Source organism: Staphylococcus sp. MI 10-1553 (genome assembly GCF_010365305.1).
Taxonomy (GTDB): Bacteria; Bacillota; Bacilli; order Staphylococcales; family Staphylococcaceae; genus Staphylococcus.
In genome coordinates this window covers 146015-165291 of sequence record NZ_CP048279.1, presented here as the reverse complement: position 1 = coordinate 165291, position 19277 = coordinate 146015, and the positions used below count along the sequence as shown (strand labels likewise).

Annotated in this window: 10 protein-coding genes; 2 read left to right on the top strand and 8 right to left on the bottom strand. The window is 36.3% G+C overall.

Features of this window, described 5'->3' with window-relative positions; translation table 11 throughout:
• Positions 1-438: 438 nt before the first annotated feature.
• The 8 genes from GZH82_RS00725 to ausA form a co-directional block, all read right to left on the bottom strand.
• Positions 439-1671, bottom strand: a complete 1233-nt coding sequence (locus GZH82_RS00725; protein WP_162680870.1) for a restriction endonuclease subunit S — start codon at positions 1669-1671, stop codon at positions 439-441.
• Positions 1664-3220 (bottom strand): type I restriction-modification system subunit M, encoded by a 1557-nt coding sequence (locus tag GZH82_RS00720; protein WP_162680869.1) that lies wholly within the window; start codon positions 3218-3220, stop codon positions 1664-1666. Before GZH82_RS00720 ends, GZH82_RS00725 begins: the two co-directional genes overlap by 8 nt.
• A 1-nt stretch (position 3221) precedes the next feature.
• Positions 3222-3803, bottom strand: coding sequence for a restriction endonuclease subunit S (locus GZH82_RS00715; protein WP_162680868.1), 582 nt, complete (start codon positions 3801-3803; stop codon positions 3222-3224).
• Positions 3804-3885: 82 nt separating this feature from the next.
• Positions 3886-6681, bottom strand: a complete 2796-nt coding sequence (locus GZH82_RS00710) for a type I restriction endonuclease subunit R (protein WP_162680867.1) — start codon at positions 6679-6681, stop codon at positions 3886-3888.
• Positions 6682-6850: 169 nt separating this feature from the next.
• Positions 6851-7051 (bottom strand): hypothetical protein, encoded by a 201-nt coding sequence (locus tag GZH82_RS00705; protein ID WP_162680866.1) that lies wholly within the window; start codon positions 7049-7051, stop codon positions 6851-6853.
• 368 nt (positions 7052-7419) lie between these two features.
• Positions 7420-8247, bottom strand: coding sequence for a peptidoglycan recognition protein family protein (locus GZH82_RS00700; RefSeq protein ID WP_162680865.1), 828 nt, complete (start codon positions 8245-8247; stop codon positions 7420-7422).
• A gap of 382 nt (positions 8248-8629) precedes the next feature.
• Complete coding sequence (gene ausB / locus GZH82_RS00695) at positions 8630-9289, bottom strand: aureusimine biosynthesis 4'-phosphopantetheinyl transferase AusB (protein ID WP_162680864.1); 660 nt, start codon at positions 9287-9289, stop codon at positions 8630-8632.
• A 10-nt stretch (positions 9290-9299) separates the two neighbouring features.
• Positions 9300-16451: an aureusimine non-ribosomal peptide synthetase AusA gene (ausA, locus tag GZH82_RS00690; RefSeq protein ID WP_203232826.1), complete on the bottom strand. Its 7152-nt coding sequence runs from the start codon at positions 16449-16451 to the stop codon at positions 9300-9302.
• A gap of 858 nt (positions 16452-17309) precedes the next feature.
• On the opposite strand from ausA, the gene GZH82_RS00685 reads away from it, so the two are divergent.
• Both GZH82_RS00685 and murQ read left to right on the top strand, forming a co-directional pair.
• Positions 17310-18383 (top strand): DUF871 domain-containing protein, encoded by a 1074-nt coding sequence (locus tag GZH82_RS00685; RefSeq protein WP_162680862.1) that lies wholly within the window; start codon positions 17310-17312, stop codon positions 18381-18383.
• Positions 18376-19266, top strand: a complete 891-nt coding sequence (murQ, locus tag GZH82_RS00680) for an N-acetylmuramic acid 6-phosphate etherase (RefSeq protein WP_275401864.1) — start codon at positions 18376-18378, stop codon at positions 19264-19266. Before GZH82_RS00685 ends, murQ begins: the two co-directional genes overlap by 8 nt.
• Positions 19267-19277 lie beyond the last annotated feature (11 nt).

The following is a 19277-nucleotide window of genomic DNA, read 5'->3' as shown; positions in this document are numbered from 1 at the left end:
TAATAAAAAATGAGTTAATGGACCTTGCTACATCACGATTCAAGCTATAAATATAATTGTCAACTCATATAATGCTATCTATCCAAACATCTGGCAAAACAAAAACATGACCGTATAACGATTTACTTCTATCCTTTTTAAACTATCGCCTATTATTCATCATTAACAAAATCAGAAATTAGCGTTACTTCACTTCTAACTGACAGAATCCAATGACTTCCGTCCCCATTGTTGTAATAAAGTCCATTTATACAGTCGAACTTTATAAAAAGGGTGTCTGTCATCAATGGCACCCTTTTTATTGGTTATATTTGTGATTTACAAAATAAAATTTTTACATTAAATCCTACTTTAAGCTGCTGTTCGTTCTCGGTTTAATTAAAACAAATTAACATAACCGGACTTATTGTCAATAGCGGTTTGAAAATGTTATCAGAATTACACAAACATCTTCTGTAAAAATCCTTTTTTTCTCTCTTTCAATAGTTCAATTTTAGCTAACTGTTTTTCAATAAATTCATCATATTTTTTTAATAGATCGCTAATTTTATACTGTTCTGATAGTGAAGGTAACTTAATTACGATACTATTTATAGAATCATTGTTTAATGTGATTCCTTTTACAGCCTGAGAACCAAAGCTACTAATATTTATATAACTTAAATAATAATATACATACTCTGTATTAACATTTTTACTTTTCCAATTAAAATGGCATATAGCTTCGTTTGTATACATAGGTTCTTTTACTATTCCTAATTTTCCTAATGTTAATTTAAAGCTCATAATTAACGTGTTTTTATCGACTTTATCATGTTTTTGAGAAGCTAAATCTGTAATACCTTTATTACCATGATACAAATACTTTTCATCCATACCGGCTATAGAAAGCCAATTTCTATTTTCATCATGCCAATAATCATTATTTTTAGTACTCGGAGTAAATCCTTTTGTAACAGAAGCTATATCTTCTATTTTTTTTATCTTCCATTCAGGATAGTCACCTTCATTTTCATCTTTAAATCGGAGTTCTTGGGAGAAAATCTTTTGCATATAGCCCTTTTTCTGTTCTTCCAACAATGCTAATTTTTGTTCTTCTAATTCGATTTGACGGTCGAGTTTACTGAAGAAATCACCTGTTTTTTGTTGTTCTTCTAACTCATCTGGTAAACTAAACTTTATTTTACTGATTTCATTAAAATTCAGTCCTTCTCTGCTACCACCACTTTGCGCCATAAATATCTTTTTTTGTCCCTTTGGTGATATTAAAAACTGTCCTATAAAATGATAGTTGTAATGTTCTTTTAACCTTATTATGCACACATGTTGATTTAAATTAGCATAACCTTTTTTTATTGTGTTCACAGCACTTCTACCAATAGAAGCACCTGTAATATTCAATAAAATATCTCCATAATAGGTTCTGCTACTTTTCATATTTTCATCTGTATTTTCATCAATATAAACCAATTCGCTTAAATCTAATATTCCATACTGTATGTTTTGACTTCTAAGAAACGGGATTCCATTGTTTAGATACACTGAACTACCACCCAATGGAGTTTTCCCACTACCTATCTTTGTTGTAGCTTCACCTAAAGTTATAATTCTCCAACTTTTCTCAAACTCAGGAAACCTTAATTCAGGCAAATTTTTTGGCTCATTAGTCATGCGTCACCACTCCCAATTCTTTGAGGTAACCTGCAATCACTTTCTCTAAAGATGCAATTTCTTCATCCACTGCTTTGATTTCTTGCTGAACCGCTTCTAAGTCAACAGGTTCTTCCTCTTCAAAAGTATCTACATATCTTGGAATATTTAAGTTATAGTCATTCTCTTTAATTTCATCTAAAGTAGCGACATGGCTGTATTTATCGAAGTCTTCACGTTTTAAGTAGGTTTCGACAATTTTATTCACATCTTCATCTGAAAGGTGGTTTTGATTCTTTCCTTTTTCAAATGATTGTGATGCATCAATAAATAAGACATTTTCATCTTTTTCACGACATTTTTTAAAAACTAATATCGCTGTAGGGATACTCGTTCCGAAAAAGAGGTTTGCTGGTAACCCAATGATTGCGTCTAAATAGTTTTTTTCTTCAATGAGATACTTTCTAATTATACCTTCTGCAGCGCCGCGGAAAAGCACACCGTGTGGCAAGACAACAGCCATTGTACCATTGTCATCCAAGTGATAAATCATATGCTGAATGAAGGCAAAGTCCGCTTTTGACTTTGGTGCTAATTTACCATAGTTACTAAAACGCTCATCATCTAAAAAGGATGGGTCTGCGCTCCATTTTGCGCTGTACGGTGGATTAGCGACAACCGCTTCAAATTTTTCTTCCAATACTGCAGGATGTTCTAATGTGTCACCATTTTCAATAGAGAAATGACTATAGTTCACATCATGTAGCAACATGTTCATTCGAGCGAGGTTGAATGTTGTGCTGTTGTATTCTTGACCATAATAATGTCTTACATTTGCTTCTCGTCCCACTCTCAATAATAAAGAGCCCGAACCACAAGTGGGGTCATAAACATTTTTCAAGTCTTGTTTATTTGCAGTGACGATTTTCGCTAATATTTTAGATACTTGTTGCGGCGTATAGAATTCTCCCGCCTTTTTACCTGCTGTTGCGGCAAATTGACCAATCAAGTATTCATAGGCGTCCCCTAACATATCAATCTCAATATCACTATGCACAAATGGTAAAGTAGATAAGTTCATCATAACTTTAGAAATTAATTTTGTACGTTCAGCATTAGTGTTCCCTAAACGTGAGGCATTCAAGTCCATATCATCAAAGAGATGATCGAAATCGTCTTCGCTCTCTTGACCTCTTGTTGAAGTTTCAATTTTACTAATGGCTTTATGTAAGTCTTCTATTTCAAATGTTTGATTCTCAATTTTTTTAATTAAAGTGCTAAATAAGTCTTGTGGTTCAATCACATAACCGATACGTTCCAATAATTCTGCTTCTAACGCTTCTTTATAATCTTCATTTTGCCATGCTTGTTCATAAGTCGTATTTTCTCCCTCAAATAAAATATCAACTTGAACTTCTGTTTTTTCAGATAAAAAGCGATAAAAGATTAAACCTAATATATAATTTCTAAACTCGCTTGCATCCATATTCCCCCGTAAATCGTTTGCAATACTCCATAATTTTTTCTGTAACTCTGCTTGCTGTTGACGTTGCTTCTCCGTAATTGACATATTAACGTTCCTCCCTAAATAAAATCGCTGTTAAATACGTATCCATAAGATGTTCTCTTTTCGCTTTTAGATATTTTAATCTCAATCTGCTGTGTGCTAAATCACCAATTTGCTTTTGTTGTTCCATGCTAGGTAATGGGATTTCTAGCGCTTGTAACTGCTTATGCGTCATTTTCTTAATCATACTGCCACCTTGTTGATAAAGCTTGATTTGTTTCAAGGCTTTCGGTGAATGATTTAACCAATACACGAGATAGCGTGGATATACTTTTTCTCTATCTACTTCAATATGTGTATAGTTATACGGTAAGATTGCCCCTGAATACTTTGAGCTCACAATAACGCTTTCACCCGTAATCATATTAAAAACGATTTGCCCTGCCGTAATACATTTGGCATTATGATCTTCTTTCAATGTGATTGTTTTCGGTTCCGTTTGTTCAATGCGATACTTACCTAAATCCGTGTCCATCATGTTTTGGTCATAAATCATTATAGGTGTTCCAAACGCCTCATCAACAGGGTTTAAGCGGTTGAGAATTGTCCCGCTATGGTATCTAATTAATGGATTAATCGCGCTCATCTCCTTGAAGTTTTGTTCTACTACAATGAGTATACAACCAAAAACAACTGTAGTAAAGAAAAACTACAGTTGTTTTCAAAATTTATTCTGTACTGCCGTATTTTTGTACGGTTTCCATGACGAAGCTCTTGATTTTATTTGCTGTTTTCGTTTTTGCTAAAAATCCATCTTGATTTTCCAAGCCTTTATCAATGGTATTTTTATTAATGCTTCCACTATATTCATACTCTTCGATAATGTGACCTAACAATTGAGAAGGATAGGCTTTATCTTCCGCAAATGCTTCAATTTCTTTATACTTTTCTGCTTCTTCATATTGATAGTAAGCCTCATTCACATCCGTGCCTTCTTTTAGTGTTGGAACGACTTTGTCTAAGAATTGACGGATTAAGTCCGCTTTTAGTCTTAATTGTTCATCATCTGCACGATCCAATAGTTGGTGAATTTGTTTACGATTACGATTTTGTTCAGCCTTATCTTGAAGCTCAATTTGACCGATTAAGTTCATAATATATTGCACATTGATTAAATCATTTCTGAGAATTTCTACCTTAAAGTCAATATCTCCAAGAATAGAGACACCCTCTGTCTCTTCTTTGTTGCTTTTTACTACTTTTTCATACAAATTTAAATATTTACTCTTATAATCTTCAAAGGTTTGTTCACTAATTCCCACTTGTTCTTGTGTAAATTCAAATTCTTCAAACGTTTTTAACTTTAACAACAAGCTTGCCAACGCTCTAAATATCAATACAAACTCTTTTTGGTCATCTTCTCGATCTAACTTGTCTACATCAGCTGGTGTGATGACAAGCGCAAATAATTGTTTCAATACTTCTTTAAAGTCATCTAAATATTCTTCAAATGAACCACTCAGTACAGTATCGGTATTGTCAGTTTGTGAAAAAATTTCTATCGCTTGATCTGTTTCAGCTTTCAAGTCACGATAACATACAATATTCCCATAAGGTTTTGTTTCTTTTTCAACACGATTCGTTCTTGAATAAGCTTGAATCAAATTGTGATATTTTAGGTTTTTATCAACATAAAGCGTATTCAATTTTTTACTATCAAATCCTGTTAAAAACATGTCAACAACGATAAGAATGTCTATTTTTTCTCCAGGTATCACTTTCTTCATCTTTTTAGAGACATCAGAGAAAAAGCCATCAAAATAATCCGTATTAAAGTTTGTCCCAAACATTGCATTATAGTCTACCATGACGCGATCTAACATTTCTCTTGAATGTACAAAATCTTCTTGTTCATTTGAATCCTCGTTGGGACGAAATGTAAAAATTGTTGTGACATTTAAATCATGCTTGCCTGCTTCTTTCGCTTTTTTAAAGGCTTCGTAATAAGCGATTGCCATTGGGATACTTTGTACCGTTAGCATTGAAGTATAATGACCATCTCTCGTTTTCTTAGCATAGTTTTCAATGATATGCTCTGTAATTTTACTGATTCTTTCTTCAGCCATCCACACTTCTTTTTCATTGATTTTATTGACATATTCTTCTTTTAAGTCTTTTTTAGGGTCGAAGGTGCGTGCATAATCTACAGAAAAGCCCAGAACATTACCATCTCTTATCGCATCTTTAATTAAGTAATGATGTAAACATTTGTCAAAGATGTCCGCAGTGGCACGCCCATCTTGACTCTTATTCTCCTCAAAACGAGGTGTGCCAGTAAAACCAAAGTATTGTGCATTTTTAAAATGTCGCTTAACTAAGCGATGCTTGTCGCCAAATTGGCTTCGGTGACATTCATCAATAATAAAGATCACTTTGTCATGCTCGTACTGGTTCATGACCGGATGATTCGATTTAATCGCATGGACCATTTTTTGAATAGTTGTCACGATTAAAGGTAACGTGGCGTCTCCTAGTTGCTTTAACAATTTACGCGTACTGTCTGTTAAGTCAACAGAATCTTCTTGGAACTTGTTAAATTCGGCTAGGGTTTGACTATCTAAATCTTTTCGGTCTACTAAAAAGATCACTTTCTTAATGCCTTCTTGTTGTGACAAGATTTGACTTGCTTTAAAAGAAGTTAACGTTTTTCCGCTTCCTGTCGTATGCCAAATAAAACCATTGTTATTGGTTTCAAGCGAACGCTCTATCAATTTTTCTACTGCATACACTTGATATGGACGTAGAGCCAGCAAAATTTTATCCGTCTCATTAACAATCATATAACGACTAATCATTTTAGCGAGATGGCACGGCTCTAAAAAGTCCTCGATAAAACTTTTTAAATAGTTAATCCGCTCATTTTTTTCATTACTCCAGTAGAACATATGACTCTTCAATATTGTTAAATCACTATTCGCATAGTAGCGCGTTTCCATCTTGTTACTAATCACAAACAGTTGGATATATCTAAATAAACCTGTAAAATTTTGCTTACGATAACGCTCCACTTGATTAAATGCCTCCGAAATAGCCACACCACTACGTTTAAGTTCGATTTGAACTAACGGCAAACCATTAATCAAAATTGTCACATCATATCGACTTTTATAAGTATCTTTCACACTCACTTGATTTGTGACTTGAAATTTATTTTGGCACCATTTATTTTGATCAAGGAAACTTAAATAAACAACCGTTTCATCGTCTCGTTTGAGTACATACTTATCCCTTAAAATAACTGCACTATCAAACACAGACTTGCCATTAATATCTGTAATTAAGCGATCAAACTCACTATCAGTTAATGGCTGATGATTAAGTGCTTTTATATGACGTTCATTAATGATTGCTCTAAAATTTTGTAACATTTCATCGTGTGTATGAATATTTAATTGTTCATACCCCATCTGAGTTAACTGTTTTAATACATCGTTTTCTAACGCAAATTCACTTTGATATGCCATTTACCATCAAACCCTCTCTACTTAAAACCTGACTTCATTTTTTATACAACAAATACACGCCAACAACAAAGAGGATAAACATCAAAACATGTCCTAATAGACGTGCAAAAACATACAATAATATCATAACGATTGCGCATCCAATTAACGAAGACATTGCAAGAATAAATCATGGCCCCGCCACAAATGGCATTTGGTCACTATCCCCACCATAGTAATGTCGATCGAAAAATGTTTTAATCGGCGCTCTGACTAAAAAGATACAAAGCATTAAAGCATATATTGTTACCCCAAATGCGATGAAATAGCTAGTAGGGATGGACACAATAATGTACGAAAGACTTTTAACAAATTCAAATAATGCTTCCATCTTGTATCTCCAAAATGATTTATTTTCTAATTTCGTACGATGACTTTCATAATAAGTAAACGCTTTATTTTAAATTATAGCGTAAAACACATTATTTGTGTCATTTCCTTTCATTTTACGTTTTGAGAGAGCGCCTATTCCAACTGGAGAAAAGAAATCATAATAAGTAACGTTATGATAATATCGTACATCTTTTATCACACTTTTAGCACTTTGAGTTAAGAGAAAAGATGTGGTTTTTGTGGATGGCATTTCTAAAAAAAGATAGACATCAAAAAGGCTTGTCACCTAAAAAAAACAGGTAACAAACCTTTAACTTGATAGCTTACAAAAGTTTTTTTCTAATATTTCGGCATAGCCATATTTTTTTACATATGATTATAATGATATTTCACCAAATCAAAGAATTGATGCATATCATAGCCCCATCTTGCATAATACGCTATCGGGTCAACGTGTGTCGTACCACCCCAGTATTTTCTGACTGCATTGTGGCTAATGACTGAACCTACGCCTTCTTGATCGTCAGCTAGCGTTGGTGTTAAATGATTTTGTTTTAACATATACGCTGCGAGCCACGCTTGGTTATTGACCGATCTTGCAAAATCATCAAAAGTGTACATTCTAACGACTTCAATTTGGTAAAAATAGGGGTTGGCTTGTTTGCCTGCACCCCAGACGTAATATTCTGATGGTGCGGTAAGATGAATTTCATTATTGTCTACAAAGGCATGTACAAACGCTCTGTAGTATGTCGCGTACATTCGATCGACCCATTGTTGAAGTGTCCGGTTATCTTCACCGACTTCATGAATGACCACCCCCATATAAGTTCCATATCGATATGGTAAATGGGGTAAAGTATTCATTCTTGGGTCTTTCACAATTTTTGAGTGTGGAAGATGATGTTCTATGATATATTGATTAACATTGGGGTAATCAAGAGGAGGCAACGTGCGATTCTGTTGGTCTTGATGAGCGGTTTCAGTTCCAGGTGCATTGTTTTCAGTCGAATTTTGACTCGGACTGTCATGCTCATCATGATTCATTAACATCATTGTTGGTACAGTTTGAGCAAGTGTAGAAGAAGGCAACGGTCTGGAAAATAAACTTCTGGCATAAGTTGTAGGGGCAAAAACCATTGGCATGAGCAACAATGTGAGAGACGTCGATAACACAGAAAACATTTTCAGCATAAATCCCACTCCTTCATATTCTTTTTTAATAATTAATAAATCATATAACATATTTATATTAACTATATTACGTAAAAACAGTATAAAGTCAAGTTTTTTGTTATTAAAAAATTGTGATTTTTATGTATGTCTCAATACTCAGTGCCCTGAGTTTAAAGATGCCAATATCTGATTCAAAGCGCTCTCTAATTGCTCAACACCCTTTTTGATCTTTTTGATTTCACCATGTACTTCGAAATCTGTAGAAATATTATCCCACGAAACATCATAGAGCGGATTTTCATATTTGTATTATCAATAAACAGCCACACTTCACACTTTTATACATATGATAAAAGTGCAAAATGTGACTGCTTCAGTATCCGAAATGATTTAAGGTGTTTCAATGTGTGAAACTGCCCGGATGATCCATATAAGATGACGCCAGTAATGTCTCAAGATCGACTTCAATCATTGGCGTTTGTGTACATGGCTTTGTTTGGCACAGTTGTATCATCAACGTGTCTTTAATCTGTGTTTGAAATGCGATAGGTTGCCCATGGTAATAAAGGGGTTCTAATACATTATTTGTCGCAACACCTTCAGATAGGCCTTTGCCAGTTAGCTTCGCATAGGCTTCTTTTTGTGTCCAAATCATATAAAATTGTGTTTCGTTATCTATCCAGTGTGCTTCTTCTTTAGTAAATTGTATTTTCAATCGTTGCCATTCAATCGGACTGAGATTTTCAATATCCAATCCGATCTCACTTTGATCAAATGCACAAGCGACATAGTTCCCACTATACGATAGGCTGATGAATACCGGCTGAGGTGAGTCAATATAAGGCTTGCCGTAAGTGCCAAATTTAAACTGCCAATCTAAAGATTCAAGCTGATACATTTTTCTTAATCCGTAATGCACGAGTAGTTCACCCACACGATGCTGATTCTCATTGCTTTTATAGTGGTGTTTCGTATGATTTCTTTTAAACAGATATTGTTTATGAGCAAGTTGCTTCGTCATAGCGTTTGTCATCTTTTCTAAGTTAACAATGAATATCATTGCATTTCACCTACTTAAATGTGTCGTTCAGTCTTTGTTGCCAACGGGCTAACCATGCTTCTGATAGTTCTGACCAACTTAAATCCAGTTCTTTCATCACAGACAGTGTAAAATCTTGCGTGATGATGGCAGGTTTCAGCTTATCATCGTGATGCATTAACCCCACCCAAGCATAATAGCCCGCATCATGTACATATTGCTCAAATGTTGCGTCATCCACCACTTTAATTGTGCGATTTGTCAGCTTTTCGAGCATCGATTGCATGGTATATTCATGGTGGTTCGTAATATGAAATGTATTGTAAGTGCTTTGTTGGATCTCCGCGAACTGAATAATCATCTGTGCTGCTTCATCCACAAACGAAAATGAAATCGGTGTTTGTGCGGCTGATATACCAATCTTATCGAGCTGAAGCAAGTCATGCATGACGATAGAAAAACGATTCGTCCGCATATTTTTCATTGTGATGTTGCCGTGTCGACTGCTTGTTAAGTTCCCTACACGCATGATTTTGACCTTTAATCCTTGTCGCATGGCTTCTAACACTTCGAGCTCGGCATAAAATTTACTTCGTGCATAAGGCGATGTTATCCGTTGGTCTTTAAAAATCGTTGTTTCTGAGAATTGCGTGTCTTCTTGTTCTTCTGAAAAGTCACCTGCCACGCTCAATGTAGAAATGTAAATCAACTGGGCTTGTGCTCGCTTGGCCAAGGCGATCAGGTCCACAGTACTTTTCACATTCGCTTCATAAAATTCATCATCTTCGCCAAAATGATCTGTTCGCGCTGCTGCATGAATGATCGTGTCTATAGATGTCGCTAACTGTGTGAAATCTTGGTTTGTGTCGCCATGTATGATGTCAACATTGCGCATCATTTTTTCACGCGTCGATGAATCAAAATAATAACTTAAATTGTCGATTAAGCGTTCACGGGCTTGTAATTCGCTTTCTGCACGAATGAGACAATGTACACGTTGGTAACGCTCAGTCAGTTCATAAAGTAAATAAGCACCTAAGAATCCTGTTGCACCTGTTAGTAATACTGTTCCTAAAGATTGTTGTGACACTTCTGACAAAGGCGTTTGGTTCGTCGCAATCATCGTTTGTAAGACATCTATATTTCCCGGGACATCTAACTGGGTCGGTTCATTTTGAGCAACAAGTGCGCGTATCGTTTTATATTGATAGATATCTTGCATGTCCATGTCGATACCTTTATTTTTAAGCAACATCACTACTTTCATCGTCGCAATTGAGTTGCCACCAAGTTCAAAGAAATCATTATCTATGCCGATAGGTGTCACATTGAGCACCTGTTCAAATACATCCACCAACTGTTGTTCCGTTTGATTTCTCGGCATTGTAACAGCGCGATCTAGTTGTGAATGAACATCGGGTAAAGCTTTAACATCTAATTTGCCATTCGGTGTTAAAGGGAGTTCCTCTAACCGTATGAATATTTGAGGTACCATATACTGTGGCAATTGTGCAGTTAAAGCGTAACGTAATGCATCGGATTGATCTTTTTCAGCGACATAGTAACCGACTAATTGCGCATGTTCATGCGTCCGATCAACTTTTACAACACTGTCTAAAATACCATCCACACGATTCATTTGATTCGTAATTTCTTCTAATTCAATACGGTAACCGTTAATCTTTTCTTGTTGATCGATGCGACCTAAAAACTCAATCTCACCGTTGTTTAAATAGCGTGCTAAATCACCCGTGCGATATAATTGACCGTCACCCCAAGGATTCGGAATAAAGGCTTGTGCATTGACTTCAGGACGGTTTAAATAACCTTTCGCTAAGCTGTCACCCGCAATACATAACTCTCCAGGTATCCCTACACCACAGAGTCGTCCTTCCGACACGATATACACCTGTATATTAGGGAGTGGTCGCCCTATCGGTACACGTTGCAATGCAGACTGACCGTCGTCAATCCATGCCGTTGTAATCACTGTCGATTCGGTTGGACCATACGCATTGGCGTACATCTCACAATGCGGTCGAACCCTTTCAACAAGTTCTGGTGTACTCACAGAGCCCCCCGTAATCAAACAACGTAAATGATAATCCGTCATCATCATGCACAGTTGTGCCGGTATCAAAGCGACAGTGACATGTTGTGTGCGGAGACATTGTTCTAAAGCGAAAATATCCTTTCTTTCTTGTTCAGAAGCAATCACCAAAGGACATGAATTGAATAATGCACAATAAATTTCCATCACAGAGGCATCAAAGACAATATTAGCGTATTGTAATATGACATCATCAGACGTGAGTTTTATGTTTTGCGACCAACCTGTCACTAAGTTCATTACATTATGATGTGTGATTTGTACGCCTTTCGGTTGACCTGTCGTTCCAGATGTATAAATCATATACAATACATCGTTAGCTTCTACGTGTTCACTTGATTGAATCACTTGCGCATCATCTTCTTGTGTGACACAACTTCTTACATCTAAAGTAGCCGCCGTTGTGAAACGTGGTGGCACATTCGTCAAGATATGTTTGACTTGCGCATCCTTCAAAATAAATTCAATTCGCGTTTTTGGATAATCTGTATCAATCGGGACATAAGGACAGCCGAGCAACGCTGCCGCTATCATGCTTTCAATCATTTCTGGTCCCCGCGTCATGAGAAGCGCCACACGGTCTCCTTTACGGCATCCTTGTTCGTATAAGTGTCGCGCAATGGCTAATGCACGCTGATATAACATTTGCATCGAATGATGTTGGTTTCCAAAAATCATTGCTGTGGCCTCAGGTGCTTGTAGCGCCAACTGTTTAATCCGATTGCCGACGGTCTCCTGTTCAGGATATGCCATTGGTTGCGGTGTCACATGTGCTTCAACCCACTGATGCATGTCGAGCTTCGCAATTGGGAGTTCACCAATGCGTAACGCTGTTCGATCCAATATCGCTTGGATCATCACTTCAAATTGGTCACACATATGTTGGATCGTTTCTTTATGAAAAAGATCTGTCCGATATTCAATGTTCCAAGCAAATTGATGATTATCTTCTTCAATAATAAAAGACAAATCAAACTTCGCCGTTGTACTTTTCGGATGTTGATGTATAAGACGACTATGACCAAAGTGTGCATGATGTGCTTCATTATTTTGACGAATGACGATGACATCAAAAAATGGATGTCGGGATGCATCACGTTGCGCGATTAAATCATCAACTAATACAGAAAATGGGTAATCTTGATGCGCATAAGCTGCTAAACTCATCGTTTTCATTTCATCTAAAAATGTGAGCCAAGGTTTATTGCGTGTCGGTTGACCTTTGAACACGACACTATTCGCGAACATCCCTAACATGCGCTCTGTATCTGGATGTGTCCGCGCACTCATCACACTTCCTAACACAATCTCCTCTTGACGACTGTATTGGCTTAATAAAACCATAATGACACTCATAAAAAACATAAAGTCAGTAACATCGTGTTGTTGAACATACTGTTTAATTTTTTGACTCAAGTCTTCATCTAACTGCCATTGATACATCTCCCCCTTAGTTGATTTGACGTGAGGTCTTGGATAATCCAGTGGAAGCTCTAACGTCGGGGGTGTTTCTTTTAATAATTCATGCCAATAGGTTTGATGGTTCGTCATCTCACGTTGATTGCTCCATGCACTATAATCTTTGTATTGGTGTGTCGTAGTAGGTAGTGGTTTGTCTTGATAAAGTTGATTCAACTCATCTAATATAATTGTTTGACTCATCCCATCATTGACACTATGATGTGTATCCATAAATAAAAAATCATCTTCTGGCGTTTGAATATAACGTATACGTAAAAGCCGGTCATTTTCTAAATCAAACGGCTGCATCATGCATTCTACCAATACTTGAGGGTCGTGCTCCTCTAATGTCACCACCTCAAAATCAGGGATATGACAGTCTTGAATATATTGATATACTTGCTGATTGTCCATTCCAAATTGCGTTCTTAAAATTTCATGCCGTTCAATCAATTGGCTCACCGCATGGCGTAATTTCTCTATATCTAAAGGTGCGCTCAATCGCCAAATAAATGGGACGTTATAAACCGTATCATCTGGATCTAGCTGCCATAAGAAATACATCCCCCTTTGCGCTGCACTCGCAGGATAAGCCTGCTGATTCGATGTGACGATAGGCATCGTTTCTGTCTGTGATTCTGACATCCCTTCTAATCGTTCTGACAATGAGGCCACCGTCGGATATTTCATCAAATCAGCTACTGTCATGGGCTTATGCCATTCACGCTCAATCCGGTTCACGACTAGGGTAGCCTTTAACGAATGCCCGCCTAATTCAAAAAAGTGATCATGAATGTCCACGCGTTCAATATGCAAAACCTCTTCAAAGATATGGCATAAAACTTGTTCCATTTCATTTCGTGGTGCTTCATAATGACTTTGAAGTCGGGTTTCAGGATCGGGTAATGCCTGCGTATTTAACTTTCCATTGACCGTCATCGGTATTTGATCAATACGTTGGAAAGACAATGGCACCATATAACTCGGCATTTGTGCAGAGAGCGTGGTTGTCATCGTTTGATTTGAGATTTCTTGTTCCCCTTCATAAAATGCATAGAGTTGTTTATCTCCCTCTACTTCTCGCGTCACGACAACCGCTTTATTAACGCCATGGATACGCTCGATAGCACGTTCAATTTCTGTTAATTCAATGCGAAATCCTCTTATTTTAACTTGTTTATCTAAACGTCCTAAATAATCGATTTCACCATCAGGTTGTAAACGAACCAAGTCTCCAGTACGATATAATTTCCCAGTACCAAATGGATGGTCGATAAAACGTGAGGCCGTTAATTCAGGGCGATTGAGATACCCTTTCGCCAAACCTGCCCCTCCAATACATAATTCACCTGGGACGCCGATACCACAACGCTGAGTGCCTTGTAAAATATAAATGTCCGTCTCTCGTATCGGCTTTCCAATCGGTATACGTGCAGGAATCGTTTCAGGCATCGTATAGGTCGTCGTAAAGGTTGTACTTTCCGTAGGTCCGTAACCATTAATGATTTGAGGGTGATGTGGCCGCTGATGTAAGAGCTCGACCCACTTCCGCGTCAGCGCTTCACCCCCAACTAATAAATAGGAGAGCGGTTCAAGTGCCTCAACATGCGTACTCACAGTCGCATTAAAGAGCGATGCTGTTAGCCACATCGTATTAATCTCATACTTCTGGATTGCTTGTTCGAGCGCTTTTGGATTTAACAATTGGTCTTTTGACAAGACGACCAGTTCACCCCCATTTAATAATGCACCATAAATTTCAAATGTCACCGCATCAAACGCAATGGTTCCAGATAATAAAATTTTTGTTGCTTCATTTAATGGGACATAATCCACGCCTTTAACAAGACGATCAACACTCTGATGCATAATACGTGTTCCTTTAGGTTGACCTGTTGTTCCAGACGTGTAAATCACATACACATCATCATCACAATGATTAACGACAGGTACTGTAGCGTCACTTCCAACCTGCAAATCTTTCAAAAGCACAGTTGGCGCCGTCGTATCAAAATCGACCTGATGTAACACGAATAAAGCAGGTTGCACATCTTCTAATATATATTGAATCCGTGCTTCAGGATAATCCGGATCAATCGGGACATAAGCAGCCCCCGATTTCACAATACCTAAAACCGCTACAATCATCTCCATACTACGCTCCGCCATCACCGCGATATAGTCATTGGGCTTCACCCCACGTGCACGTATTTGACGTGCAACTTGATTCGTCAGACGATCAAGTTGTGCATACGTGATGCTGTCATTTTCAAATCTGACTGCTACTTTATCAGGATGACGTTGGACTTGTTCGGCAAACAACTCAGGTACAGTCGCAAAAATATCAGATTCTGTTCTCAACAGTTGTTGTAATATCGCCTCGTCCTGCGCTGTCGTCATTAACGAAAATGAATTCATTGGCACTTCTGGACGCGTCGCACCTTGGAGACATAAATGACGTATCAAATTCGCATACGTTTCAATTGTTAAATCATCATACTGATCGCGGTTATATAACATCTTTACGACATAGCCATCCTCGACTTCTTGAACATATACATCGAGTGCCGCTTCGGTCTCAATCGGTTTTAAGCGCTCAGCTTTACAAACTTCGCCTGCAATTTCAAACGTATAGTGAATAGGCTCTGAATGAATTAACGTTTCAAACGGAAAGCCTGTATGCGCCTCAATTAAATCTGTTAAATGCAGTACCTCTTCATTAACAATCGTGTTAATTTGACTGGAAAGCCGTGTCTTGAACTGTTGATAAGAAAGTGTGCGATCAACATGAAAATTGCCAGGTAAAATTCGTATACGTGGCCCAATCGCATCACCTTGGTCAAAAGACGGCGTCCGCATCGTCGTTAAACCGACGTGTACATCATCACTACGTCCTATAAAATGATTCGCGAGTATAATACTGCTATAAATATCATCAAGATTCACCTTATCATGTTGAATCTTAACCGTTTGCCATTGTGTATGATTTTCATTCGTTAAACTTTGAACAGGCATATAAGCATGGTAGGTATCTTGTACAACTTGCTGGCTTTGCCATTGTTGAAGTTGCATCTTAAACGAAGGCAATCGACGTAATTGATGCATTTGTTGGATCAATTCACTAAAGCTCGGCGTCAAAGTAATCGATTGAAAAGGGTTTTCATAATAGTGACTCAGTTGACTTAAAAAAATAGGCATCGAAGCTTCATCAAAAATAAGAGGACTTACATTGAATTGAAGTAGCATACAATCGGTCAAACAAATAATTTTGAAGGCAAAAAGCGGGGCAGTTGTAGGAATCGTCGTATCAAATGCGTTGTGTTCCAAATCAACCTCGAAATTTAAATCTGACAAGGCACGCGCTTCATGAACCACCTCAATAAATGGCGCAAATTGACGAATCCGATATTTCAACTCACCTTCTACATACGTAAAAGACGCCCTAAGTAATGATTGAGTTTGTACTAACTGTGTCAACGCATATAGTAAGCGTTGAATATCCAAACTCTTCGGTAAGTGCACCACATAGGAATGTGGCGGTGTAGATGGATCTCGATTAAATAAAACTGACTCATATTGTTGTGTCATTGATTCATTTTCATAAAGCCTCATAAAAGTCCCTTCTTTCTCAGATGTGTTAAATTATAATTTTTATTACATTGATATCATAAAAACTTTATGCCAAATTTACAACTCAAAATAAATAATTTTATATAACTTTAATATAAATGAAAAATAAAATTAAAATTCTATACACAAATATGACATAAATCTGATTTCGACTTCTGACTTTTATCACACTTTAAACCCTACCTAACCTCAGACAAATCGTTTCAAACGCTGCAATATCAACCTCGTCATCCCCTTTTTTTACGGGGTTCTATTTGATTTTATACACTATTGTTATCTAATGATTCTACTTTGTATAAAAAAACCGTCATCAATTTTCTAGATAAAGATTAAAACCAAAATTAATTACGTTACGAAAAGTTTATTTATCTTTTTTCTGAAAAGTGTTCTTTTTCAATCTATAATATCCTTTCGTGATAATGGTATGAATCAATACCCTTCAGAATAAAAACGCCACCCATACTCTCTTTGCAAATCAGTTAGATAATCCACATACCATTGTAAAAACATTATAGAAATCATTACGCCACTATAGATAATTAGACTATATATATGAATGATGAGTCACTAACAATAATTGGTATATTAGGAAGATATTTTGATTCAAATGTATATATGGTTTTAAATCGATGTTACAGATAGATTTAACGTAGTACCACCTAGATTAACAAATAGGTTAAACAGCTTTAATAGAAATGATATTTCATCAATTATAACAATTTAAAGAAATTTCGTTGCATTAAATAAATTAAAAGTTTATAATTGACTTATCATTATGTAAGGGCTTTCATTTAAGGGTGAGTGTTTTAAAAAATATGTATAATGTTGGAGGAAAAGGTCATGTTCGGGTTCTCAGTATTTTTAAACCAACCACTATCTACTGAAATAAAACAATACATTGAAAAGATGGCAACCTCTGGGTTCACAGGTGTTTTCACATCCCTACATATACCAGAAGACAATAATACTCATTATCACAAATTACTAATTGAATTAGGTAATATTACCAAATCGTTAAACTTAGATTTAATGGTTGATATATCTAGCTCATCATTACAAAATGCTGGTTTTTCTGTAAATAGGATTAATGAATTACAATCAATAGGTGTAACAGGGTTACGTGCGGACGACAATATCAGTATTAAAAGTATAGCTCAGTTATCCAATAAAATAACGATTGCGTTAAATGCTTCAACCATTACTTCAAATGACATTCAAGAACTGAAATTAGCTAATGCTAACTTTGATCGGTTAGAAGCTTGGCATAATTACTATCCTCGATCAGAAACAGGGTTAGATGAAGAGTGGTATCGTAAAAAAACAAAATGGTTAAAAACTTTGGGGCTTAAGACTCAAGCATTTGTTCCTGGTAACAATAACTTACGTGGTCCACTTTATCAAGGTCTACCAACATTAGAAAAGCATCGTAACTATCATCCATTAGCTGCCTCTCTCGACTTGTTATCCGAAACAGATAAAATTTTTATAGGTGATCCTGGTCTTTCTGACTCTGTATTAAATCAATTTGCTAACTACATACAGAAAAATAATATTTTATTGCATGTAGATTCATTTAGTAATCAAATCGATTTTGCTTTAGGAGAACACACAAATCGCCTTGATGAAGCAAGAGATGTAATTCGTAGCGCATATTCTCGAAAGAAAAAAATTACGAACATTCAACCTTTACTTAATATAAAGCGTGATACGGGATCAGTAACAATTGATAATTCAAAGTATTTAAGATATATGGGGGAAATTCAAATTACTAAATACTCATTACCAGCAGATGAAAAAGTAAATGTAGTTGGTCAAGTAAGTCAAAATGATCAGCATTTAATTCAATTTATCAAAGGTGGTCAGAAATTTACCTTAATAAAAAATGATATCGAAAGCGAGGATGAAAATGATTAATTTAGATAATTTAACAACTGAACATAGAAATGAAAACAGCTACAATCTAGATGAAATGAGTTTAGGTCTAGCGTTAAAAAAAATGAATCAGGAAGATCAAAAAGTGGCACTAGCTATTTCTGAACAATTAACTCAAATTGAAAAATTGATAGATGCAGCAACGGAAAATCTCAAAAAAGGCGGACGCTTAATATATATGGGTGCCGGCACTAGTGGTCGTTTAGGTGTATTAGATGCAGTAGAATGTGTGCCAACTTTTGGAGCGGACACAGACATGATAATAGGCCTAATTGCTGGTGGTAATAAAGCAATGATCTCTGCTATAGAAGGTATTGAAGATGATATAGACCAAGGTAAAAAAGATTTAATGAGTCTTCGTCTAACAAAAAACGATATGGTCATTGGAGTTACAGCAAGTGGCCGGACCCCCTACGTTATTGGTGGAATAAATTATGCTCAATCTATAGGAGCTCAAACTGGCTCTTTATCATGCAATAAAAATTCAGAAATAAGTATGATTGCAAATTTCCCAATCGAAGTTGACTGTGGGCCAGAATTTTTAACTGGATCAACACGTTTGAAATCAGGAACTGCTCAAAAAATGGTTCTTAATATGATTTCTACTGTTAGTATGATTGGAATAGGAAAAGTGTATAAAAATCTAATGGTTGATGTAAAGCCAACAAATAGAAAATTAATAGAGCGTTCTAAAAGAATTATTATGCAAGCAACGGAAGTCAATTATGTCACAGCAACACGTTACTTTGAAGAAGCTAATCAAAATGTAAAATTAGCAATTGTTATGATTTTGACAAACAGTAACAAAGAAGAAGCAACGAAAAAATTAGTCAAAGCAGACGGGTTTATCAGAAGAACTATTTGAACAAGGGGTGT